The organism is Acinetobacter schindleri CIP 107287, from assembly GCF_000368625.1.
GTDB lineage: Bacteria > Pseudomonadota > Gammaproteobacteria > Pseudomonadales > Moraxellaceae > Acinetobacter > Acinetobacter schindleri.
The window spans coordinates 560,200-584,158 of sequence record NZ_KB849574.1 but is presented as its reverse complement, the minus strand read 5'-3'; the positions used below and the strand labels follow the sequence as shown (position 1 = coordinate 584,158).

Here is a 23,959-nt window from a genome sequence, read left to right as displayed (position 1 = left end):
GAGGAACGTGAAAAACTGCGGTGTTTTTTGTCGGACAATTCACCAAAAACAGATTAGATAACGATGATCCATCTCTGATATATAAAATAGATTTTGATTAAAATATAGGTGTTTTTATTAATAATTGATGAATGTCATTTACTTACACGGCTTTCGAAGCAGCGCTGCCTCGATCAAGGGCCAGCTGCTTCAGCAGTATTGCGAAAAAAATCCACAAATTCAGGTGCATTTGCCAGATCTGAACATGTCACCTGTGGATACGATTCATTACATGTCAGCGCTGATTGAGTCACTGGACCATGTAAGCTTGGTGGGCAGTAGCCTGGGGGGATTTTATGCGACACATCTGGTCGCCAAGTACAGTGTGCCGGCTGTACTGATCAATCCGGCCATGCGACCATGGCAGCTGTTCCGCGAACTGTTCGATGATGAGCTGCCGTTACAGGTGCATCCGAACTGGCGTCTGGACGATTCACATCTTAATCAGCTAGAAGGACTGTCACTGCCAACTGCACAAGATGCAGACAAAATACTGGTACTGTTACAACAAGGCGATGAAGTTTTGGATTATCGTGAAGCACATCGCTATTATAGTGCTGCTCATCCTCCGGCGATGCTGATGACTGAGGCCAATGGCAATCACGGGATGGATGATTTTGCGGAGAAAATTCCGCTGGTGTTACAGTTTTTATTGGACTGCATAAAAAAGGAAACCGAATAACGTGTCTCAATATACGGCTCAATCTCTTGAAGTTCTGTCTGGTCTGGACCCGGTCCGTCGTCGTCCGGGCATGTATACCGATACCACTCGTCCAAACCATCTGGCGCAGGAAGTGATTGACAATGCTGTGGATGAGGCACTGGCCGGACATGCCAACAAAATTACCGTGACAGTCTATAAAGATGGCTCGTTATCAGTCGAAGACAATGGCCGTGGTATGCCGGTGGATATTCACCCGGAATATGGTCAGAGCGGGATTGAAATCATCCTGACTAAACTGCATGCCGGTGGCAAGTTTAGTACCGATAATTACCAGTTCTCTGGTGGTCTGCATGGTGTCGGGATTTCAGTAGTCAATGCGCTGTCGACCCGTGTCGAAGTGGCCGTACAACGTCAGGGTAACCTGTACAAAATGGCCTTTGAAAATGGTGAACCGACAGGTCCGCTGGAAGTGCAGGCAGGTAAGGCACCCAAACGCGCGTCTGGGACTACGGTGCAGTTCTGGCCAGAAGCCAAATACTTCGATTCACCAAAATTTGCCCTGAAAGCCTTAAAACATAATCTTAAAGCCAAAGCTGTTCTGGCCGCGGGTTTAGAGATCAATTATATCGATCAGATTAATGACGAGAAGATCACCTGGCAGTTTGAAAATGGTCTGGTCGATTATCTGATGGATGAGCTGGAAGACCGTGAGATCATCCCAGCACCCGCTTTTGTTGCAACGGGTGATGCCGAACGTGCCAGTGCTGAATTTGCCATTTGCTGGAATGTTGAAGGTGGCGAAAGCATCCAGGAATCCTACGTCAACCTGATTCCAACTGCGCAGGGCGGTACTCATGTCAACGGCCTGCGTTCGGGTGTGACCGATGCGATGCGTGAATTCTGTGAATTACGTAATCTGTTGCCGCGTAACATGAAGCTGTCTGCCGAAGATGTCTGGGACGGCGTGAACTATATCCTGTCACTGAAATTCCAAGAACCGCAATTCTCAGGTCAAACCAAAGAACGCCTGTCGAGTCGTGAAGCGGTCGGGGTGGTGCAGAATATTGCCAAAGATGCCTTTGCATTATGGTTGAATCAGAATTCAGATATCGCCATGCAACTGGCGGAGATGGCAATTTCCAAAGCCGGTCGCCGTCTCAAAGCAGCGAAAAAAGTAGAACGTAAGAAAATCGTCGCGGGTCCAACACTACCCGGAAAACTGTCGGATTGTGTTGGCCATGATCTGGACCAGTCAGAACTGTTTATTGTAGAAGGGGATTCTGCAGGCGGTTCAGCCAAGCAAGCGCGTGACAAGAACTTCCAGGCCATCATGCCGATTCGAGGTAAGATTTTAAATACTTGGGAAGTGTCTTCTGATGAAGTTCTAGCATCTCAGGAAGTGCATAATATCGCGATTGCCATTGGTGTGGATCCGGGTTCAGATGACCTGTCTGAATTGCGTTATGGCAAGATCTGTATTCTGGCCGATGCCGACTCGGATGGTCTGCATATTGCGACCTTGCTGTGCGCACTGTTTGTGAAACATTTCCCGACACTGGTCGAAGAAGGCCATCTATATGTTGCAATGCCGCCTTTATTCCGGATTGATGACAACAAAGACGTGCACTACGCCCTGGATGAAGACGAGCTAAATAGCATTCTGAAAAAATGCAAAACCAAGAATCCGCAAATTACTCGATTCAAAGGTTTGGGTGAGATGAATGCCAGCCAGTTGCGTGAAACCACACTTGATCCAAATACGCGCCGTCTGGTGCAACTAGATTTAGATGATGCCCATCATACCGCAGGTTTACTGGATAAATTACTGGCGAAAAAACGTGCCAGTGACCGTAAAGACTGGTTAGAGCAAAAAGGTAATCTGGCAGATCTGGTGGTTTAAACTACCGATTTTAAGTAATCAAAAAATCCCGCCAGAGCGGGATTTTTTATGAATAAAGATTAGACATCGCATAAAGAACAGTTAACGCCGCGGCAATTATGTAAAACCGAGCTGCGTGCGCTATTTTTATTGGTACCGGGTCCTTCTACCAGAGGCCCTGCAAGTTGTTCAGCACCTGAACCCGGACGCCATTTGCTTTTCATATTAATTTGCTGATGACCGGTGATCATCGGTTTAGCTAAAGTCTGCTGTTGGCAATAATTACATTCAATCGTATCGGTCGAGATACGGGCAATTGGAACACGTTGTTCAAAAATTCCCTCGCAATGCTCACAGCGGAAATCATATAACGGCATTTCTGTACTCCTGTAGCATGAAGGCCTCAAATTAAAAAGACGGGTAGCCGAAGGCTTTAGGTTGGATGACTACCCGTTGTGAAGCTAAAACAATAATAAATCGTAAAATCTAGCGTTTATGCCCCCAGAACTTATCATCGTTCAGCGCACCCTGAGGCAGGATATTCTGTTCAAAAATTGAAGTTGGCAGAGATACGGTACATGCACAATTTGGAATATCCACGATACCGCCAATACGGCCTTCAACTGGTGCCGCAGTCAGTAACATGTATGCTTGTGAACCGGTAAAGCCGAAGTTTTCAAGGTATTTGATTGCTTTTAAACACGCCTGACGATATGCCACAGTGGCATCCAGATAATGGTTTACGCCATCTTCAACGCTGATGCCTTCAAAGGTCAGCCACTGGTCATAAGCCGGACGGACATTACTTGGCACAAAGATTGGAGAATCAATATTATATTTCTCCATACCGCCCTTGATCAGGTCGAAGCCTACACGGGTAACACCATCCATTTCGATCGCGCCACAGAAACCGATTTCACCATCTCCTTGCGAGAAGTGCAGATCGCCCATCGAGAAGCCAGCACCTTTCTGATAAACAGGGAAGTAAATACGGCTACCTGCTGCCAGGTCTTTAATGTCCGTATTCCCGCCATGTTCACGTGGTGGAACAGTACGTGCCGCTTCAGCTGCCATACGGTCGAATTCAGCACCTGTTACGCCACGCAGAACAGCAGTACGTGGATCAGGCGGATTAGCCTGACCTTTAGGAACCAGTAAAGCTTCACGGCGATTCCATTCCTTTAGCAAATCATGCGATGGCAAAGTTCCCATCAAGCCAGGGTGTTTTAAGCCGGCAATACGCACGCCCGGAATATGACGTGAAGTCGCAAATAAGCCTTTTAAGTCCCAGATGGCTTTGTCAGCTTCAGGGAAATAGTCAGCCAGGAAGCCACCGCCATTTTCCTTGGCAAATACGCCAGAGAAACCGACATCTGAAATTGGCTGAATGTCGAGCAGGTCAATTACCAGCAAGTCACCTGGTTCAGCACCTTCTACATAGAAAGGTCCGGTCAATGGATGGGCACGGGTCAGGTCGACATTTTTGACATCAGAAATGTCATCGGTATCCTTAATCTGCGCATCCAGGAAATCCAGACTTTCAATCAGGATTTCTTCACCCGGTTTTACCGAAGTCAGAAATGGCAAATCCGGATGCCAGCGGTTATGTCCAATTTCCGCCTGTTCTGCCAGCGGAACCCCCGGTTTAATTTTAATATGTTGCATGTTTTATCCCCTGTGTTGAGGTCGAATAAAGCTAGTTTTTGATGTTATTGCCCGTGTCATCCATGATGAACAGCGGATCTTCGATCACGCTTTCAACAGGAACTGACTGAACCTGGATCGTTTTGCCGTCATAATCAATGATGATTTGACCGGCTTCTGGATGCTGAATAAAAAACCTGGCGAGTTGTGGCTCAACCAGAACCCGAAAGCGGCGACTCAAGCCTCGTGCACCGAAGCGAACATCGTGTCCGGTAGATAGAAACTGAGTTGCAGCTGGTGTGAGTTCAACCGTGCGGCTCTGCTTACAGAGTCGCTGATTCAGTTTCTCGATTTCCAGGCTGACCAGTGTTGGCACAAAATTAGCTTCTACCGCTTCATAATTCAGAATGCGTTCAATACGATTCAGAAACTCTGGATCAAATTTCTTGTACAGGGCGCGTTCGGTAATCTGGCTGTCATCCAGTTTGGCCAGTCGGGCCAGTTTCTGGATGGGTTTTGGAAGCTTGGTCAGCTGTCTTAAACGTGCCTGGGCATCTTTGGCACCGACGTTACTGGTCATAAAGATCATGCAGTTTTTGAAATCCAATACTTTGGTACCCGCGGTCAGCTTTAAGGTTCCGGTTTCCAGAACGTTGAGCAGACCCCGAATGACTTCGGTACTGGCTTTTTCAATTTCATCAAACAGCACAATACCTGGCTTGGAAAAACTGCCCTGAATATGGGCTTCATCAAACAGGGTATTGCCTTCTTTAGACCCGACATAGCCTGGAGGGGCACCTGTCAGTGCTGCAGCATAATGTTCCTGTGCCAGTGTGTTCATGTCGATCCGGCAGAATGCATCGGGCTTGCTATGGATTGCCTCAGCAATCAGCCGAACCGTTTCAGTTTTCCCCACACCCGTCGGTCCTAGCATCAATGTGACTGCCAGTGGCCGGGTAGGAGCATTAAAATCTGCCTTGACGGTTAAGAGCATGTTTTCAATTTCATCCAGTGCGGCACGCTGCCCAATGATATGACCACGGACATGCTGCATGACTTTTTCAGGATCAAAACTAAAGCGAGAGGTACGTGCAATACGTTCTTTGCTCTGCATCTCATAACGCTGTTTGGCCAGGTTTTCCTGATTGGCACTGATGCGGTCGCTGGCAAATGTCATATCGAATACCTCCTCTCAGACCAAACTTAAGATGCTTCTTTTTCTAGGCCTTCATGTGGCAGATTGCCGATTGGGCATTCCGCAACACCGATGGTAGAGCGGGTAATTTTTTCCACGTTCTCTTGCGCTTTTTGAGCATCCAGAACCCAGGTCTTGTAGAAGTCAAATGGACAGTCCGCAACGCCTTTATCGCCGTCACCATTGTTATAGACACCGGTATAGCCGCGGTGCAGCAATTTAAATAAATGGTTTTGTGACTGGTCGTATTTACGTGCATCACGAATTTCATGCAGTGACAATTGCGCGTATTGGATGCCGTTTTCTTCCGTACCACATTCACCCAAAGTACGGCCGTCGAAGCCGACTACTGCTGAGTGACCGAAGTAGGTGTAGACCCCATCAAAACCGGTACAGTTGGCAACAGCAACATAAACGTTATTTGCCCATGCCATGCATTTCGCCATATTGATCTGCTGATCTGCAGCCGGGTACATATAGCCTTGGCAACGCACGACCAGTTCAGCGCCTTTCATGGCACAGTCACGCCAGATTTCTGGATAGTTACCGTCATCACAGATGATCAGTGACATCTTGATGCCCTTCGGCCCTTCAGTCACATAGGTGGTATCACCTGGGCACCAGCCTTCAATCGGGCACCATGGGATAATCTTGCGGTATTTCTGAACGATTTCGCCCTTGTTATTAATCAGGATCAAGGTGTTATAAGGCACCTTGTTTGGATGTTCCTCATGTTGTTCACCGGTAATTGAGAACACGCCCCAGACGTTGGCTTCAATACAGGCTTGCGAGAAAATCGCGGTTTCATCGCCTGGAATGGTGGCAGCGGTTGCCATCATCTCGTCATGGTCGTACATAATGCCCATGGTGCTGTATTCAGGAAAAACAATCAGGTCCATACCCGGAATACCCTGTTTGATTCCTTTCAACATCTCAGCAATTTTTTTTGCGTTCTCAAGAACTTCCGCTTTGGTATGCAAACGAGGAATTTTGTAGTTTACAACTGCTACACCTACTGTATCTGGGCTGCTTGAGATATCACCGTGACGCATTCAAATTTCTCCAACTCTTTTATCGATTCAACTTTATGATTCGAGTGTCGCGTGAAATGCGTTACAGCAAAATACGTTGAATTGCGTATATGGAGGCGGAGACTGAAAAGAATTTTTAAATGTGAATAATCAAATAAAATATTAAAATCAGCTGCCGATTAATTAAGTGAAATAGAAATTAAAAATCCCCCGACGAATCGGGGGAGGTGGAGAAAAATTACAACCAGATTAAACCAAGAAGATTAAACAGAGAGATATTTACTGATGGTCGTCTCATCGACATTTTCACGGACATTTTCATAAGCAAAGCGGCCCTTATCGATCACCAGGAAGCGATCGGCCATCGCCATGGTGAAACTCAGCACCTGTTCAGAGACCACAATGGTCAGATCACGCTGATCCCGAATCTCTTTTAGTGTTCTGGCAATGTCCTTGATAATAGAGGGCTGAATCCCTTCCGTCGGCTCATCCAGCAGCAGTACTTTAGGGTTGGTCGCCAGAGCACGGGCAATTGCTAATTGCTGTTGTTGCCCACCCGATAAGTTTCCGCCTTTACGTTTGCGCATATCCCAAAGCACAGGAAACAGCTCATACAGGTCATCCGGTACTTTGCCATGGGCAGAAGCCGGTAAACCGGTCTGAATATTTTCCAGCACCGACATGGTGGAGAAAATCATCCGGCCCTGCGGCACATAAGCCACACCGTTTTCTACGCGCTGGTAAGGATCCAGTTTTTCCAGATTCTTGCCATCCAGCTTGATTTCACCTTTGCTATTTTTAATATCACCAATCAGGGTTTTAAACAGGGTGGTTTTACCCATGCCGTTACGGCCCATGATCGCTACAATTTCCTTCGGCTGGATCTTCAGTTCCAGGTCGTGAATCACCTGACTTTGTTTATATCCTGAACACAAAGCATTAATTTCTAATAATCCGCTCATAGTGGCCTCCTTAGTGTCCCAGATAAACTTCAATCACTTTCGGATCATTTTGCACATCGTCCATTTTGCCTGCTGCCAGAATTTTGCCCTGGTGCAGTACCGTGACTTTGTCCGCAATGGTTTTGACAAATTCCATGTCATGTTCAATCACCAGCACAGAACGTCCTTTGCTAATCTCCCGCAACAGTTGCGCCGTCTGCTCACGCTCTGACACACTCATCCCTGCGACAGGTTCATCCAGCATGAGCAGCTCTGGGTCTTGCATGAGTAACATGCCAATTTCCAGCCACTGCTTCTGGCCATGAGAGAGCAGACCGGCGGAGGTATCCAGCAGGTCAGTCAGGAAAATCTTGCCAGCAACTTCACGAATACGCTCATCGACATCTTTGGTGCATCTGAAGAACAGCGCACCAAAGACATTACGGCCACGCGGGAAGGACATTTCCAGGTTGTCATAGACCGACAGATTTTCATAAATATTCGGGTTCTGGAATTTACGCCCAACCCCTTTACGGACAATGTCGAACTCTTTCAGTTTGGTCAGTTCAATATCATTAAACTTGATCGTGCCTGAAGTTGCTTTGGTCTTGCCGCAGATCAGATCCAGCACTGTGGTTTTGCCGGCTCCATTGGGACCGATCACCACATGGACTTCGTTTTTATCCAGATAGAAGTTGAGATCACTGACTGCCTTGAAACCGTCGAAGGACACGGTGAGATCTTCAATGACCAGAACCGGTTTATTCATTTCTACGCCGACTTTATTCATTTCACGCCTCCTTCTACAATTGGATCGATCGTTTTATCCGGATTACTACTTGGCGGTGGTGAAGTGCTGTCGATCGGTTTCTTTTTCAGGAACAATGGACGAACATATTTTTCATACAGACCCGCTAAGCCATTCGGTAAGAACATGACCACACCGATGAACAATGCACCGAGGAAATACAACCATACTTCAGGAAAGGCTTCAGAGAAGTAAGTTTTACCCAGGTTCACCAGAACAGCACCATACACTGCCCCAATCAGCGACAGACGACCACCGACTGCAGCCAGAATGACCATTTCAATCGAAGGTACGATGCCGATAATCGTTGGTGACATGAAGCCGACTTGCAGGGTAAACATCGCACCACCAATAGATGACACCACAGCTGCGAAACAGAAAATGAATACTTTATACATGGCCACGTCATAGCCAGAGAAACGTACACGTTCTTCTTTGTCACGCATCGCAGAAAGCAGACGACCGAGTTTAGAACTGAGGACAAAACGGCTGATCATGATCACTGCAATGAGCAGCAGGGCATTGATGTAGTACAGGACATATTTGGCTTCATCGGTACGGATATCCCAGCCATGCAGGGTTTTCAGGTCTGTAATCCCGTTAATGCCGCCAGTGAAACCTTGTTGACCAATAATCAGAATGGTCAGGATCGCTACAATGGCTTGCATGATGATCGAGAAGTACACATCACCGACACGACGGGTAAACATCGCGAAACCGATGATGAAGGCAAGCAAGATTGGAATGATGATGATGGCAAACAAAGTAAACCCGAAGCTATGGAAAGGTTCCCAGAAGCCTGGCAAGCTGGTGATCTGGTTCCAGTCCATAAAGTCTGGAATTCCTGGCGTGGTTTGCGCTGCTGTAGATTGCATGTCTGAAGCTTCAAGTTTCAGGAACATGGCCATGCAGTAGCCGCCAATGCCAAAGAAAATCCCTTGACCTAAACTTAAGATACCACCGTGTCCCCAGCACAGAACCAGGCCGATTGCGACAAAAGCAAAAGTCAGATATTTACCCATCAGATTCAGACGGAAAATATCCAGGAACATTGGCATGACCAGCAGGATCAGTACGGCAAGAATCACCAGACCAATCGCACCTTCTTTACCGCCTAAAAAGGCATTCATTAGATTCTTCATAATATCTCTCCTGAATCCCTATTTACGTACTTTGATTGAGAAGAGACCCTGAGGACGCAGCATCAGGATAATAATGACTGTAGCCAGTGTGAGGACTTTAGCGACAGAACCAGAAAGGAAGAATTCCAGAATAGATTGTGCTTGCGCGATACTGAATGCGGAGGCAACGGTGCCAAGCAAGCTTGCAGCGCCGCCGAAGACCACGACTAAGAATGTATCGACGATATACAGAGAACCGGCTGTAGGACCAGTAGAACCGATGGTTGTAAAGGCTGCACCGGCAATACCTGCAAGCCCACAACCCAAGGCAAAGGTTAAGCTGTCAACACGTTTGGTATTGATCCCGACAGCACCACTCATAAAGCGGTTCTGGTTGGTTGCACGAAGCTGTAAACCCCAGCGTGAACGGTAAATCAGAAAGTAGACAAATGCAGTAACACAGAGGGTGACGCCCACCAGGAATAAACCGTTGATTGGAATATCGATGGCTTCCGTCGGTTGATAAGAACCCATTAACCAGTCAGGTAGAGTCGGGCTGACTTCCTTAGGGCCGAAAATAGAACGAAACAACTGCTGCATGATGAGGCTCAAGCCCCATGTTGCAAGAAGTGTATCGAGTGGCCGTTGATAGAGCCGGCTGATCATGAGCCGTTCCACCATGTAACCGATAATGCCTGCTGTGAGGAAGGCTGCAATGATTGCAATCAGGAAATAGTAAGGTAGGAGTTGAGGGAAAAAACTTTCAGTCAGTGTGGAAATGAAAAATGTCGTATATGCACCAATGGTCAGAAACTCACCATGTGCCATGTTAATTACGCCCATTTGCCCAAAGATAATTGCAAGGCCGAGCGCCATCAATAACAGCACACAGAACACAGAGAGACCATTAAAGCCTTGCATGGCAAATATTGCACCGAATTCTGCAAATGATAGATCCATCGCATCATCCTCCAAGCTTTAAAAAATTGTGTGGAATAAAAAGATCAGGAGAATGGCTTCCCCTGATCATGTGGCTGTTAACTCAGTAACCTTTAGGGAATGGGTTTGGTTTGATTAGACCTTTAGACTCGTAAACAACTTTGAACTGACCATTTGGTTGCACTTGACCAATACGTGATTTGCTCCATAAATGGTGGTTCGGGTCAATTTTTACATAGCCTTCAGGTGCAGTTTTCATTTCTAGGCCTTTAGATGCGGCAGTCACTTTCGCGACATCGAAGCTACCGGCTTTTTCAACTGCGGCTTTCCATAACCATGGACCAAGGTAGGCTGCTTGTGTTACGTCACCTACCACCGCTTTAGGGCCATATTTCGCTTTAAAGGCTTTTACGAATGCAGCATTATTGGGGTTATTCAGGCTTTGGAAATATTTCATTGAAGAGTAGAAGCCCTTCATGTTTTCGCCGCCAATCCCCAGCAATTCATCTTCAGTCACTGAAAGGGTAAGCAGTGTCTGTTTGTCGCCTGTTACGCCCGCAGCTTTCATTTGTTTGTAGAAGGATACGTTTGAACCGCCCACGACTGCTGCAAAGATGGCATCTGGTTTACGCAGTTTGGTTTTGTTGATGAGGGAACCGAATTGGGTATGGCCCAATGGATAGTATTCTTCGCCAACCACTTTACCTTTCAGTACTTTCTCGATGTGGGTACGGGCAATTTTCATGGTGGTACGCGGCCAGATGTAGTCAGAACCAATCAGATAGAAGGTTTTGGCTTTTTTCTCTTTTGCCAGCCAGTTCAGTGCTTCAAGTACCTGTTGAGTTGCTTCCTGACCGGTGTAGATCACGTTTTTAGATTGTTCTAAGCCTTCATAGAAGGTTGGGTAATAAAGTAGAGAGTTGTTGCGTTCAATAATCGGCAATACGGCTTTACGAGAGGCTGAAGTCCAGCAACCGAAAATTGCAGCAACACGGTCTTTTTCAGACAGTTTACGTGCTTTTTCTGCAAAGGTTGGCCAGTCAGAAGCACCATCTTCCTGAATAATTTTGATCTGTCGACCGAGAACACCGCCCTGTTTATTGATCTGTTCAATGGCCAGACGTTCTGCCTGAATCGAACCGGTTTCAGAAATTGCCATGGTACCGGTTGCTGAATGTAGCTGCCCTACATACACAAACTTGTCATCGACTTTAAGTTTGGTGGTATTGACCTTTGCTGTTGCAGGTACGCTGGCATTGGTCAGTGCTGGTGCCAGCAGGAATGGAACAGCAAGTAAACCTGCCAGTAATCCAGATGTCTTCACTTTTGATTTCAAGCTCATGTCGGGTTCCCCTATAGAATTAGATGTGCTGATGCGCTTAATCATTGGTTTGCGCTTGGTATGGAACTAAGCCTAAGGGGAGTTAAAAAATGAGCATATACGTCACTTTACGTATATAACCTTCAGTCGGATTATTTTTAGATACTGATAGGCTGGGCATAGTTATTGCTTTTAAGAGCAGATATTTAGCTTGATTTGATCTGTATGGACCCAACAGCCAATACCAGTCAGGCACCGCAGCGCGTCATTCATACCCGGCGTAAATACAATACCTGGGTGGTCGATGAAAGTATTGAGGATTACGCCCTGCGCTATGCGCCTAAATCCGTCCGGAAATGGTCACTATGGACAGTGACCAACACGGCGCTTGCAGCCGTCAGTTTCCTGGCAATGGAGGCACTTGGGGCCACCATGCTCTGGCAATACGGTTTCAGTAATGCTTTCTGGGCACTGGTGGTTGTGGCGATTATCATTTTCCTGACCAGCTGGCCGATTGGTTATTATGCTGCCCGTTATAATGTCGATATTGATTTACTGACCCGTGGTGCCGGATTTGGCTATATTGGTTCCTCCATTACCTCGGTCATCTATGCCAGTTTCACCTTTATCTTTCTCGCCTTTGAAGCCGCCATCATGGCGCTGGCATTGGAGCTAGGCTTAGGGATACCCCTGAGTATTGGCTACCTGATTTCAGCACTGGTGATTTTGCCATTGGTGGTCAAAGGTATTGGCTTCATCAATAAGGTGCAGGCCATCACTCAACCACTCTGGTTATTTCTGCTTCTATTACCATGGTGCTTTGTCTTGGTGAAGCAACCTGATTTGATCAGTAATCTTGCATTGATTGAGGGCGCAAAAAGTCAGAGCGCTGCCTTTAATCTGTCTTTTTTTGGTGCATCCTGCACGGTGCTCTTTGCCCTGATCACCCAGATCGGAGAACAGGCGGATTATCTGCGGTTTTTACCCGATAAAAAACATATTCAGCGTAAATGGAATTGGGCAGTCTTTTTAGGTGGACCGGCCTGGATTCTAGGCGGATTTATTAAGATATTCATGGGTATGCTGCTCATGGCGCTGGCAATGCAGTATCTGGTTGCTGATTCCGAACTGAGTAACCCCAATTATCTGTACTGGATTGCTTATCAACAGGTGGTCAATCATCCCGGGATCGCTTTATTTCTGACGGTTTTATTTGTCTGCGTCGCTCAGATCAAGATTAATGTTACCAATGCCTATGCAGGGTCATTGGCTTGGTCGAACTTTTTTGCGCGTCTGACGCATAGCCATCCAGGGCGCGTAGTCTGGCTGGTATTCAATATCTTTATCGCTTTGCTGTTGATGGAACTTGGGGTAATCCATGCGGTGGAGCGTGTCCTTGGCTTATATAGTAATGTGGCCCTTGCTTGGATCGGTGCCATTGTTGCGGATCTGGTGATCTGTAAACCACTGGGACTGAGTCCAAAAGGAATTGAATTTCGACGAGCCTATCTATATGACATTAATCCGGTTGGAGTCGGTAGCTTGATCATTGCATCGGTCTTATCCATGCTGTGTTACTGGGGCGTTTTTGGAGAGATTGCCCGATCCTTGGCCGGTTTTATTGCACTCGGTACGGCGATGTTATGTGTACCGCTAATTGCTTGGTTTACCAAAGGTAAATATTACTTGGCACGTCAAGAAAAGCCTGAGTTGGAGCTGCTCGAAACCCAAACCTGTGTAGTCTGTGAGCATGATTATGAAACTGCAGACATGGCCAGTTGTCCAGCCTATAGCAGTCAGATCTGTTCTCTGTGCTGCACGCTTGAAGCACGTTGTCATGACCTGTGTAAGCCGCATGCACGCTGGTCTTCACAGCTCAGAGTTTTTGCGGCCTGGTTCCTGCCGAAATACTGGGTACAACATATTAATACCCGTTTAAGTCTGTATATCCTGCTGATTTTTGTCTTGGGCGTGGTGCTGGCAGTCAGTCTGAGCCTGATTTATTTACAGGAGTCTGCCAGCCTGGGCGCTTTGTCACAGCAGCAGGATGCGCTGACAATGCTGTTCGTCAAAATCTATGCCGTACTGTTCCTGCTACTGTGTGTAGCCGCCTGGTGGTTAGTGCTGAATGATGAAAGTCGACGTCAGGCGCAATTGGAAAGCAATACCCAGACCCAACTGCTGATGGATGAGATTGAAGCGCATAAAATTACCGATCGCCAGTTACAGGATGCCCGCATTCAGGCAGAAAAAGCCAATGAAGCCAAAAGCCGTTATGTAATTGGTATCAGTCATGAATTACGCACGCCGTTGAACAGTATTCTCGGTTATAGCCAGCTACTGCAGAAACAGGAAAAACTGTCTGAACAGGGCGAATCTGCCCTGGGCGTGATTAGCCGGAGCGGTCAGCATCTGACTTCTCTAATTGATGGTCTGCTGGATTTGGCACGGATTGAAACTGGCAAGATTTCTTTGGAAAATTCCAATATCGACCTGCCAAAATTTCTTAAACAGATTGTGCATATGTTCGAGCCACAGTTTGCCCAAAAGCAGCTGAACTTTGATGTGGAGATCAGTAGCAAGATTCCACAGTATGTCCGTATTGATAAAAAACGTCTGGAACAGATACTGATTAATTTGCTGGGTAATGCTTTGAAATTTACCCTGGAGGGGGGAGTCAAATTTAAGGTCGATTACCGTTTTCAAACTGCTTATTTTGAAATTCAGGATACCGGTTGTGGGATTGCTGAGTCGGATGTTGAGCGGATATTCCAGCCTTTTGAGCGTGGTCGTAATGTGGTACAGGGCAGTTTTGCCGGCACGGGTTTAGGGCTGCCGATCGTAAAACTTCTGGTTGATATTCTTGGTGGCGAGCTGACCCTGAGCAGCCAATTAAAACAGGGTTCAGTGTTTAAAATAAAACTGTATTTGCCTTCTAAATCCCTGATCCATCCGATCGCTGACGTTGCCTCTAATACTGTAACCGGTTATACCGGAGAACGCCGTAAAATACTGGTGGTTGACAATGAAGCGACCGACCGTGGCCTGGTTCTGAATTTTCTTAAACCCTTAGGTTTTATTTTAGAAGAGGCAGAATCTGGTTTAGCCTGTTTGCGTCAGGTTCCAGAATTTAATCCTGATCTGATTTTGATGGATTTAAGTATGCCTTTACTGGGCGGCTGGGAAACGGCGAAATTGCTGCGTCAGAATAAAATCACCAATGTACCGATTATTATTATTTCCGCAGATGCCAATGAGCGGATGATTAATCCGGAAACGGATGTATTGAATGAAGACTTTTTAGTAAAACCGGTCGATCTCAATTTATTATTAAACAAGATTGGCGATAAGCTGGGCTTAAGCTGGCTTCATCAGCATGAGCAGCAGCCAGAACAAGAACAAGAACAGCCTTCTGACCAGAAAGTACAGATCTCCACGGTTGTGGTTGAAAGCAGAAATGAATTGAACCCATCCATTCCATTGTTGAGCGTGGCAGAGGTGGTCATTCAGCTGGAACAGCATTTAAGTATTGGTTTTATCCGGGGGGCAAAAGATGTACTGCATGAATGTGGCCAGCACTTTGAACAATATAACGATATATGGCATCAGATTGAGCAGGATTTAAAACAATTTGATTTTAAAAGAGCAATTCAGCGACTTCATGAGCATGCAGATGTGCTGAAGTAGGGGTAAGGTGGACATGTTGGAAAGTATTTTGATTGTGGATGATATACCTGAAAATCTAAGTCTGTTGCATGAGAGCCTGGATCAGGCTGGCTATCAGGTACTTGTGGCGACCAATGGATTTGATGCAATTGAAATTGCGCATCGCATTCAGCCTGACATGATCCTGCTTGATGGCAGTATGCCGGAGATGGATGGTTTTGAAACCTGCACTCAGCTTAAAGCCAGTCCAGTGACTGAACATATTCCGGTGATCTTTATGACCGGGCTGACAGAAACCGAACATATCCTCAAAGGCTTTCAGGTCGGTGGGGTAGACTATGTCACCAAGCCTTTAAATATTGATGAAGTTCGGGCGCGGGTAAAAACTCATTTATTGCAGGCGCGTCTGATGCATCAGCAGCGACAAATGCTGGATGCAACCGGCAGTGCGATTCTATCGTTGAATCTGGAAGGTGAAATTATCTGGCAGACCCCCATCGTCAGTGAATTACTGAAAAATCATCAGGTGGATGTACAGTATTTTCAGTCCAGTTTGAATCAGTGGCTACAGGACTTGCTCAAGCAGCCAGATCAAGCACACTTACTGCATGGTCAGTACGGTCATGGCCATCAGCAGTTACAGCTTAACCTGCTCACCAAACTGTATGCAGGGCATATCTCTAAACATGTATTGGTGCAGTTGAAAGAGCAGACCCAAATGCCGAGCGCAGAGGAAATCGCGCACGCCTGTCCCAACCTGACGCCGCGTGAAGCAGAAGTGATGCATTGGGTCACGATGGGGAAGACCAACCGGGATATTGCCGAGATCTTACAGCTCAGCCCGCGGACGGTGAACAAGCATCTTGAGCATGTCTTTGAAAAGCTCTATGTAGAAACACGGACGGCTGCGGTATTGCATGTCATGTCAGCTTGTCAGAATCAGGCAGTGGCTTAGTTTTCCCTTAGTATAGGAATCTTTGGAGGATTTACGACCTCACCCTAACCCTCTCCTAGAAGGAGAGGAGACTTAAAATTTTTATTTAGATCTCGGTATTTTCATTCCAGAGGAAATAGCCGCCATACTGACTTGGTCTAAACTCACCACCAATTTCTTTTCCTTGCTCAGTTAGAAGGTGTTTACCACTTTCATTGAGTTTTAGAAAACCTTTCTCTGTCATCTTATCGAGCAAATCAGCTGTTTTAATTTTGTGCTTTGCAGCGAGTTTAGACGTGGTAAGTCTAGAAAAAGTATTACTTTCTTCATCTATCTCAGTTTCTTTAGAACCAGATTCATTTTTTACTTCATCTAGACTAATTCGGACTTCTTCACTGATACGTATAATCCGCTGAGCTTCCTCGTAGGCTTCTTTAAAGACAATATCATCTTCGTATTTGCGAACCAAAATGCCCATCTCATTATTATTGACCTGGCTAAACTCATAGAGATTTAAGCTTGAGATAATACATTCAGACTCATTGAGATAGCATTTAGCATGTAGGTTCTTACAGAAACTAAGACGGACATAATCAAGTTTTTGCAGCCATTTAATCTCTTCTGGATGTAGATCGCTCTTCCCATATACGATACGAATATCAATTTTTAGCCGGTCTTTATCTTCTAATAATTCTTTAATTCGATCATTCAAACGCAAGTATGGACTAATCAGGATTAAACGTTCTTTTGCACTCTTAATCAGCTCTTCCAGGAAGAAATTCGTTGCGCTGGTATTTAAAAATTTTGCCATCGTTTCCCTCTAATCTATTTTTATTGTCTGCGGTATATTAAATGATAATTTTTATAAAATTGAAGATTTATTCAACTTTCAAATAAACTCCACTCGCCGACACATTATGACCAAAACCACAACTCATGATGTTAGTTTCTTTTACATGAAGCTGCTGCCCAACTTTTGAATCAAATTTAAAATCCAAATCAATTTTACAGTCATTTGCACGATAGCTGGTTTGAGTTTTATTAAATGGCATGGTGGTCTGGAATTCACCGATATTTGGTCCATAAATCAGACTGCGAATTCCCATATATAAGCCATTAAATTCTATTGCATAGGACTTTGCAGTACGTTTCACTTCAATAGTATTCCATTGCCCAAAACCCGCGTAACGTACATATTTTCCAGACAGGTGAGAACTTTGCTTTGGGGCAGGAAGCTGTTTCAAGTTGAACTGGCTGTTTTTAGCGTCAGGATAGACAGAAAACCAGGCACGTGCCCATTGCGGTTTGCCTAGTTTGGCATAACTCAGGCCAACATTATTAAACGCAGTACTAATTGCGTGCTCGGTAAAAGCAATGCCGCCATCTTCTACATTTATACTGCAAAAGCTTGACCATGCTGCCTGTTGTTCAAACTGTTCAACGGCCTTGGCATACTGTTTCTGATCATAGAATTGCTTACCAGTGGCTGCATAGCTTTTGACCTTGGCACAGCCAGCTCGTAATTCCTGTTGAAAGGGGGTATCTGAAAAACAAAGAGGACTCAAAGCAGTCAGGGTGATAGCAGCTAAAGACTTATACATGGTTTTGCTCAGTTTTAATTCTTATTCTGAATAAAACACACAGCATACTTCAAGTAAATATTGGTCTTGTGATTAGAAGAGATTTCCTTCGATTTTGAAAGTTTCAGGAAATTGATATACATCGCAATTATGTCCGGTACCAATTCGGTCGACTACGGCAAAATCACTGGGTGCCTCTAGGGTCAGCAGGGGATGATGCCAGGTACCTGCCCGGTAATTGACCCCCTGTGTCCCATCTGTAATAAATGCACAAAGCTGAGACAGATCCGGAGTATCTGTATCCAAACTTGGCGCAACGACAATCAGGAACTTTTGTCCCTGCATGGGGATAAAGGCTTGAGAACCATTCGGATGTCGTTCCAGCATGGAGATTTCAAAAGGAATTTGAGTACTTTTAATATTTCTAAAAATACTGATCCCCGCTTTGGCATCTCCCATAATTTCAGTCATCACTAGTGCATGATAACGCTCGGTATGTGCATCGTTGATATGGAAATAGTCATTACCCTGACAGCTGATAACTTCACCAAAACGAGCAAAGTTTTCACTGGTTAATAGCTGAATTTGGATGGTATTTTTCATTCTTTTACATTCCATTTACGCGTGTTTTTATAACAAGACTTTCTTGATTAATCTCACTATTTTATCCCTGTATATTAAGTAAGCAAGAAGGATACTTTGAAGAAAATGTGAGTAGAAAGTAAATGAGCGGATTCGATCTGTCAGAAAGTATGGATAAAGTTTGGCAGTGAACCCGATTCTGAGATCAGGTCCACTGCCATCTGTTAAAACAGCTGTTCGATTGACCATCCTGTGGAGAGGGAGGGTCAATCGCATTAATCAGCTACCTTTCCCCATAAACGGATACGGCTAATACCGCCATCAGGAATCATATTCACACGGATATGTGAAATCTTTTCATGTGCCAGAATTTCATTGATAAAGCTATGCACATGATCCATCTGCATGGGCTGGGCTTCAAGCAGGAAAGGCCAGAACATACTTTGTGGAATCAGTTGCGGATCAGTCGCATCTTCTATATAGACGGCTTGAATGGAGACTTCTGCTGGATAGTTGCCTTTGAAGTGTGCAGTATCAATTTCAATTTTTTCAATTTTTCCAGCTTGGCCTAAAGCCAGAATACACCAGTCAAAACCTGGAGCACGGCGACGTTTGGTTTCCCAGCCATCGCCCATATTGATGCCACGACCTGGGTTAATCAGGTTACGTGGATGCCCAAAGTGTGCATCACTGTAGGCAATCACACGGCCGCCATTTTCTAGTGCCAGCAGATCCAGAGTTTCATTGCTGTCTTTTAACTGAATCTGGACCTCCCCATAAACGCGTAGACGAGCTACACCACCATCCGGGTAGATATTTAAACGCAAATGGGTATAAGTGTTTTCTGAAGCAACTTGAAAAATATGATGCTGGCTTGGACCTAATATACTGTTTGGTAAAATTTGGTGCCATTCAACCTGCTCCAGGTTCTGATCTGGTGCATAGCAGGCTTCAACTGCAGCGGAGGCAGGATAGTTGCCACTAAAAAAAGTGGTATCAATATCCAGTGCACTAATTTTTCCTGCAACACCGAGCTTTACAATTGCCCAGTCATAGCCGGCATGACGCTTGCGGCGGGTTTCCCAACCATCCATCCATTTGCCATGATCATCGAACTTATCTTCGACAAAAATAGGTGCTGTAAATTGGAGCATGCGCTGTGCTTCAGCAAAAAAATCATCTGAACATTGCAATACTTTTGCACCAATACGTTCATCTGCCAGATTAGTAAGTTGCTGTAACTGTGCAGGTATTTCAAAAGCAGGTGCAAACAGGGTCGCCATATCAATCTTCCATTCTAAATTTATTCAACTGTCATTTTTTACAGGCTAAAGATAGCCAATGCCCTGTTTTTTTCTCCCCAAAACAAGGCAGTACTTTAAAAAATAATGCACAGCATGTGCCAACTTGAATCTGGGTATTTGAAGCTATTCGGAAAATGGCACACTTTTCGCTTTGTCTCCCTGAGATGGATCAACATTTATGAACTTAGGGGGAACAATGAATATCACCATTATTGGCGCCGGGATGGCGGGCTTAACCACAGGCATTGCATTAAAGAAGTTCGGACATCAGGTCAGCATTTATGAGCAGGCCGAACAGATTTTGCCCGTGGGTGCTGCGATTTCTCTCTGGTCCAATGGGGTGAAATGCCTGAATTATTTAGGTTTAACTGACCAGGTCGCCCAACTGGGCGGGCAGATGGATAATCTGGCTTATGTTGATGGTCTGACTGGCGATGTGATGACCCAGTTCAGCCTTTATCCGCTGATTGAAGAAGTAGGACAGCGTCCATATCCGGTCTCTCGTGCCGAATTACAGAATATGCTGATGGATGAATTTGGTCATGCTGATATTCATCTCGGTAAAAAAATGGTGGCGCTCAATGATGATGGACAACAGGTCACCGTTAGCTTTGCAGATGGTTCAGAAATTCAAACAGACTTGCTGGTTGGTGCCGATGGAACCCATTCCATGACCCGTGCTTATGTGCTTGGTGAAAATGTACCGCGTCGATATGCCGGTTATGTGAACTGGAATGGTCTGGTTGAGGTATCGGAAGATTTAGCCCCTGCTGATCAATGGACCACTTTTGTCGGTGAGGGCAAACGTGCTTCACTGATGCCGGTTGCAAATAACCGTTTCTATTTCTTTTTTGATGTGCCGTTGCCAGTAGGTCTGGAAAATGACCGTAGCCAATATAAAACGCTACTCAAAGAATACTTTAAAGGCTGGTGTCCTCAGGTTCAAAAACTGATTGATGCGATTGATGAGCAGCGTACCAACCGTGTCGAGATTCATGACATTGAACCATTTGACGATTTTTATAAAGGCAATGTGGTCATTGTTGGTGATGCAGCCCACAGTACAACACCGGATATTGGTCAAGGTGGATGTCAAGCGATGGAAGATGCCATCTATTTGGCTCGTGCACTTCAGATCAACACACTGGGATTGCAGGACTCGTTACGTCGCTATCAGAATAAACGCAATGAACGTGCGAATGAATTGGTGCTTCGTGCGCGCAAACGCTGTGATGTCACCCATATGAAAGATAAAGAAGTGACGATGGAATGGTATGAAGAATTACGCCGCGAAAATGGCCCTCATATCATGAAAGGTATTATTAGTAATATTATTGGCAATCCTTTGGACTAAAAATTGCATGAAAATTCATGATAATAAGCATATAAAATAATAATGGTAATTTATCAGCAGAAGGGCGCAAGCCCTTTTTTTTTATATCTGTATTTTCTTATTCCTGTCAGTTTTGAATATAGGGAAATCTAAAGTGAATTTTGATCCAGGTTAAGTTGAAGTAAGACCAGGTCACGCCACTGCCCAAATTTTTCTCCAACCTGCGGCATATAGCCAGTTTGTATGAAGCCCAGTTTTTGATGCAGATAAATTGAAGCTATATTTTCCGAGTCAATTGCTGCCACCATAATATGCATGCCCTGACTTGTGGCAATTTCCATCAAGCGTAATAACAACTGTTTTCCTATTCCTTGGCCAGTGTAATCATGATGTAGAAAGACAGCATGCTCAATTGTTTTATAGAAGCCCTGAATACTACGGAACTCATCATAGTTAGCATAGCCAATCACTTTGCCTGTAGGTTGATGTTCTGCAACGAGTATTGGATTGTTCTGATCTTGAAGTGCCTTAAACCAAGTCTGTATATCCGACAGTGCCATCGCAGTATGATTCCAGGTCGCAGTACCATTTAGGATTTCCTGATTATAAATATCACGGATACTCTCAAGGTCGTTTACATTTGCTTCACGGATCTGAACTGCACTCATTGAGGCACCTATTGATCAATTAAATTAAAGAAATAAAAAAGCAGAACCGAAGTTCTGCTCTTAAGATATCATCTCTTAGAAGTGATACTTCACAAGAGCACTGACATCATTTTGGCTCTTATTAGAACCATATTTATTTTCCCAAACAGAATGTTCAACACCTACATACAATTTAGTATCTGGAGAAATGTGTTTACCTACATTCCATTTATACTGACTAGTCCAGTTCAACTCACTCTTGTGATTTGAATCTTCACCTGTTGACCAATCCAAGAAAGCATCTGCTAAGAATTCTTCAGAACCAATTTTAAACGGCACTGCATAAGTGATTGTCATTTGATAATCATCTTTAGTATTTTCGTTATTTGCTCGGTAGAAGTTAATATTTGCATAGCTAGTATATGGAATATCTAGTGCAAAACCAATACCGTATAGGAAGTTATCAAAGCCTTCACCACCTTCCCAAGTAGTTGATACTAGGACATCCTTGACTGGGCCAAAAGAAAGATCTTTACCTGATACTGCACCAAGGCTTAATCGAGGTGAAAACTCGAAATAAGTTGATTTACTGTCTGCATCAGTTCGTGCACGATCCATAAAGAAGAATACATCGCCATATTTTAAGCCAGCAGCATATTCAAGAGTTAAAGTTGCCTGTTCTTCTTCAGGTTCAACTGTAAACACTTGTTCATAGTTCTCACCATAAAGACCAGTGATACTAAAATCTTGCCAGATAGGCGCTGCTTGAGTAAAAGCCGCAGTGGAAGCTAATGCACAAAGTGCCGCGATTTGTTTAAGTTTCATTTAATATCTCTCCCCCAAGAAAGCAGATAAAGCATACAGATTAATAAGTAAAAATAAAGTGAAAATTGATCGGTAACTGAAATTTATATGCAATATTCCGACCAACTTTTTTAACCCAGGTTTAGTGGTGGCTATCTACTACCGGTTCAGCATTGGCCAAATTCTTAGGCTGAAACCAGTTTAAATGGTTGAATAAGATATTCAGTAAAATGGCCATTAAACAGGTTGAACTAATGCCAGAGTGGAATAAAGTTTGAACCCATTTTGGAAAATCTGCATAAAAGCTATGATCAATAATAGGCACCATTCCGGCAGCAATTGAAGTCGCCACAATGATCAGGTTTTTTTGCTCGTTATAGTCGATCTTCGCTAAAGTACGAATACCACTCGCTGCGACCGTACCAAATAATACCAGGCCTGCACCACCAAACACCGGTACAGGAATAGACGCAATTAAACGACCCATAATTGGTAGCAAGCCCAGTACCACCAGAATAATGCCGCCTGCGGTCACAACAAAACGGCTCTTAACTCCAGTAATCGCCACCAGTCCAACATTCTGTGCAAAAGCACTTTGCATAAACGAACCGAAGATAGGGGCTGCGGCACTCGATAGCATGTCCGCACGCAAACCATCAGAAATACGGTCAGCATCGACTTTGGTACCAACAATTTCACCGACTGCAATAATATCAGCCGTGGTTTCAGTCATGATCACCAAAGTCACAATCAGCATGGAAAGAATGGCTGTCAACTCAAACGTGGGCATGCCAAAAGCAAAAAAACTCGGGAATTGTAACCATGCACCATCTGCCACTTTAGAAAAGTCACCAAAGCCGATTAAACCTGCAATTATGCTTCCTAATACAATAGATAGCAGAATGGACAAACGACGTACTGTGGCATTGCGGGATAAATTCAGCAAAATCACAATAGCTAAGGTCATTAGCGCCAAGCTAACATTTTCTGCACTACCCCAGTTTTCAGCATTTTTGTTGCCACCCATCATCCAGCGTACTGCAACTGGCAGTAAAGACAGACCAATGATGGTGATCACACAGCCAGTGACTACCGGTGGGAAAAACCGGATAATTCTAGAGAAATAGGGTGCCAGGAAGAAACCGATCAGACCAGAGACAATTACCGCGCCATAGACTGCCTGCAATCCTCCTCCGGTGGTCACGATCGCCACCATAGTGGCTACGCCAGCAAAAGATACCCCTTGTACCAAAGGCAAACGAGCACCGACATATTTTACGCCTGCTGTTTGTAAAATCGTTGCCAGGCCACCCACAAATAGTGCTGCGGCAATCAACAGACCGATTTCCATACCGCTCAGGCCTGCGGCAGTACCCACAATTAGGGGAGGGGCAATAATACCGCCATACATGGTCAATACATGCTGCAAGCCATAAGCCGCACTTTTTCCAACCCCTAAAAATTCGTGTTCGGGTGAGACAGTTTTTTCTTGTTCTGACATATAAAATCCTTCTCTATTCTGAATAA

The 23,959-nt window shown here is 45.0% G+C and carries 21 protein-coding genes; 5 read left to right on the top strand and 16 right to left on the bottom strand.

Going from position 1 to position 23,959, the window contains the following annotated elements; translation table 11 throughout:
* Positions 1–127 precede the first annotated feature (127 nt).
* Positions 128–721, top strand: a complete 594-nt coding sequence (locus F955_RS02940; RefSeq protein ID WP_004890866.1) for a YqiA/YcfP family alpha/beta fold hydrolase — start codon at positions 128–130, stop codon at positions 719–721.
* Position 722: 1 nt separating this feature from the next.
* Positions 723–2,603 (top strand): DNA topoisomerase IV subunit B, encoded by a 1,881-nt coding sequence (gene parE, locus F955_RS02935; protein ID WP_004890863.1) that lies wholly within the window; start codon positions 723–725, stop codon positions 2,601–2,603.
* A gap of 59 nt (positions 2,604–2,662) precedes the next feature.
* Here the strand turns inward: parE and F955_RS02930 are convergent, their stop codons facing one another.
* The 9 genes from F955_RS02930 to urtA all read right to left on the bottom strand — a co-directional run bounded on the left by F955_RS02930 (position 2,663) and on the right by urtA (position 11,603).
* Positions 2,663–2,959: an FmdB family zinc ribbon protein gene (locus F955_RS02930; protein ID WP_004813845.1), complete on the bottom strand. Its 297-nt coding sequence runs from the start codon at positions 2,957–2,959 to the stop codon at positions 2,663–2,665.
* Positions 2,960–3,068: 109 nt separating this feature from the next.
* Positions 3,069–4,247: a formamidase gene (gene fmdA / locus F955_RS02925; RefSeq protein WP_001163819.1), complete on the bottom strand. Its 1,179-nt coding sequence runs from the start codon at positions 4,245–4,247 to the stop codon at positions 3,069–3,071.
* A 31-nt stretch (positions 4,248–4,278) separates the two neighbouring features.
* Positions 4,279–5,403 (bottom strand): AAA family ATPase, encoded by a 1,125-nt coding sequence (locus F955_RS02920; RefSeq protein WP_004890859.1) that lies wholly within the window; start codon positions 5,401–5,403, stop codon positions 4,279–4,281.
* Between the two features lie 26 nt (positions 5,404–5,429).
* The gene (locus tag F955_RS02915) at positions 5,430–6,473 is read right to left on the bottom strand and encodes an aliphatic amidase (protein ID WP_004813842.1); all 1,044 of its coding nucleotides are present in this window, start codon (positions 6,471–6,473) and stop codon (positions 5,430–5,432) included.
* 242 nt (positions 6,474–6,715) lie between these two features.
* Positions 6,716–7,414 (bottom strand): urea ABC transporter ATP-binding subunit UrtE, encoded by a 699-nt coding sequence (urtE, locus tag F955_RS02910; RefSeq protein ID WP_004890856.1) that lies wholly within the window; start codon positions 7,412–7,414, stop codon positions 6,716–6,718.
* 10 nt (positions 7,415–7,424) lie between these two features.
* Entirely contained in the window at positions 7,425–8,183 is a 759-nt protein-coding gene (gene urtD, locus F955_RS02905; protein WP_004890854.1) for an urea ABC transporter ATP-binding protein UrtD, read from the bottom strand.
* Positions 8,180–9,343, bottom strand: a complete 1,164-nt coding sequence (gene urtC, locus F955_RS02900; protein ID WP_004890852.1) for an urea ABC transporter permease subunit UrtC — start codon at positions 9,341–9,343, stop codon at positions 8,180–8,182. The genes urtD and urtC overlap by 4 nt, the downstream gene beginning before the upstream one ends.
* A gap of 18 nt (positions 9,344–9,361) precedes the next feature.
* Complete coding sequence (gene urtB, locus F955_RS02895; RefSeq protein ID WP_000365952.1) at positions 9,362–10,282, bottom strand: urea ABC transporter permease subunit UrtB; 921 nt, start codon at positions 10,280–10,282, stop codon at positions 9,362–9,364.
* A gap of 82 nt (positions 10,283–10,364) precedes the next feature.
* A complete protein-coding gene (gene urtA / locus F955_RS02890; protein WP_004813834.1) occupies positions 10,365–11,603 on the bottom strand; it encodes an urea ABC transporter substrate-binding protein in 1,239 nt (412 codons plus the stop codon).
* Between the two features lie 204 nt (positions 11,604–11,807).
* On the opposite strand from urtA, the gene F955_RS02885 reads away from it, so the two are divergent.
* Entirely contained in the window at positions 11,808–15,269 is a 3,462-nt protein-coding gene (locus tag F955_RS02885; RefSeq protein ID WP_004890849.1) for a hybrid sensor histidine kinase/response regulator, read from the top strand.
* Positions 15,270–15,282: 13 nt separating this feature from the next.
* A complete protein-coding gene (locus F955_RS02880) occupies positions 15,283–16,203 on the top strand; it encodes a response regulator (RefSeq protein WP_004890847.1) in 921 nt (306 codons plus the stop codon).
* A gap of 85 nt (positions 16,204–16,288) precedes the next feature.
* On the opposite strand, the gene F955_RS02875 is transcribed toward F955_RS02880, so the two are convergent.
* The 4 genes from F955_RS02875 to alc all read right to left on the bottom strand — a co-directional run bounded on the left by F955_RS02875 (position 16,289) and on the right by alc (position 19,627).
* On the bottom strand, positions 16,289–16,993 hold the full coding sequence (locus tag F955_RS02875) for a phospholipase D family protein (RefSeq protein ID WP_004890846.1): 705 nt from the start codon (positions 16,991–16,993) through the stop codon (positions 16,289–16,291).
* A 67-nt stretch (positions 16,994–17,060) separates the two neighbouring features.
* On the bottom strand, positions 17,061–17,783 hold the full coding sequence (locus tag F955_RS02870) for a hypothetical protein (RefSeq protein WP_004890844.1): 723 nt from the start codon (positions 17,781–17,783) through the stop codon (positions 17,061–17,063).
* A gap of 72 nt (positions 17,784–17,855) precedes the next feature.
* On the bottom strand, positions 17,856–18,365 hold the full coding sequence (locus tag F955_RS02865) for an ureidoglycolate lyase (RefSeq protein WP_004890842.1): 510 nt from the start codon (positions 18,363–18,365) through the stop codon (positions 17,856–17,858).
* Positions 18,366–18,619: 254 nt separating this feature from the next.
* Positions 18,620–19,627, bottom strand: a complete 1,008-nt coding sequence (alc, locus tag F955_RS02860) for an allantoicase (protein ID WP_004890840.1) — start codon at positions 19,625–19,627, stop codon at positions 18,620–18,622.
* Between the two features lie 217 nt (positions 19,628–19,844).
* Between alc and hpxO the strand changes: the two genes are divergently transcribed.
* Positions 19,845–21,002 (top strand): FAD-dependent urate hydroxylase HpxO, encoded by a 1,158-nt coding sequence (gene hpxO, locus F955_RS02855; protein ID WP_004890838.1) that lies wholly within the window; start codon positions 19,845–19,847, stop codon positions 21,000–21,002.
* A gap of 128 nt (positions 21,003–21,130) precedes the next feature.
* On the opposite strand, the gene F955_RS02850 is transcribed toward hpxO, so the two are convergent.
* The 3 genes from F955_RS02850 to F955_RS02840 form a co-directional block, all read right to left on the bottom strand.
* Positions 21,131–21,649 carry a GNAT family N-acetyltransferase gene (locus F955_RS02850; protein ID WP_004890836.1) on the bottom strand — a complete coding sequence of 173 codons (519 nt, stop codon included), beginning with the start codon at positions 21,647–21,649 and terminating at the stop codon, positions 21,131–21,133.
* A 75-nt stretch (positions 21,650–21,724) separates the two neighbouring features.
* Positions 21,725–22,453, bottom strand: coding sequence for an outer membrane protein OmpK (locus tag F955_RS02845; RefSeq protein WP_004890832.1), 729 nt, complete (start codon positions 22,451–22,453; stop codon positions 21,725–21,727).
* A gap of 121 nt (positions 22,454–22,574) precedes the next feature.
* Positions 22,575–23,933 carry a nucleobase:cation symporter-2 family protein gene (locus F955_RS02840; protein ID WP_004890829.1) on the bottom strand — a complete coding sequence of 453 codons (1,359 nt, stop codon included), beginning with the start codon at positions 23,931–23,933 and terminating at the stop codon, positions 22,575–22,577.
* Between the last annotated feature and the right edge of the window lie 26 nt (positions 23,934–23,959).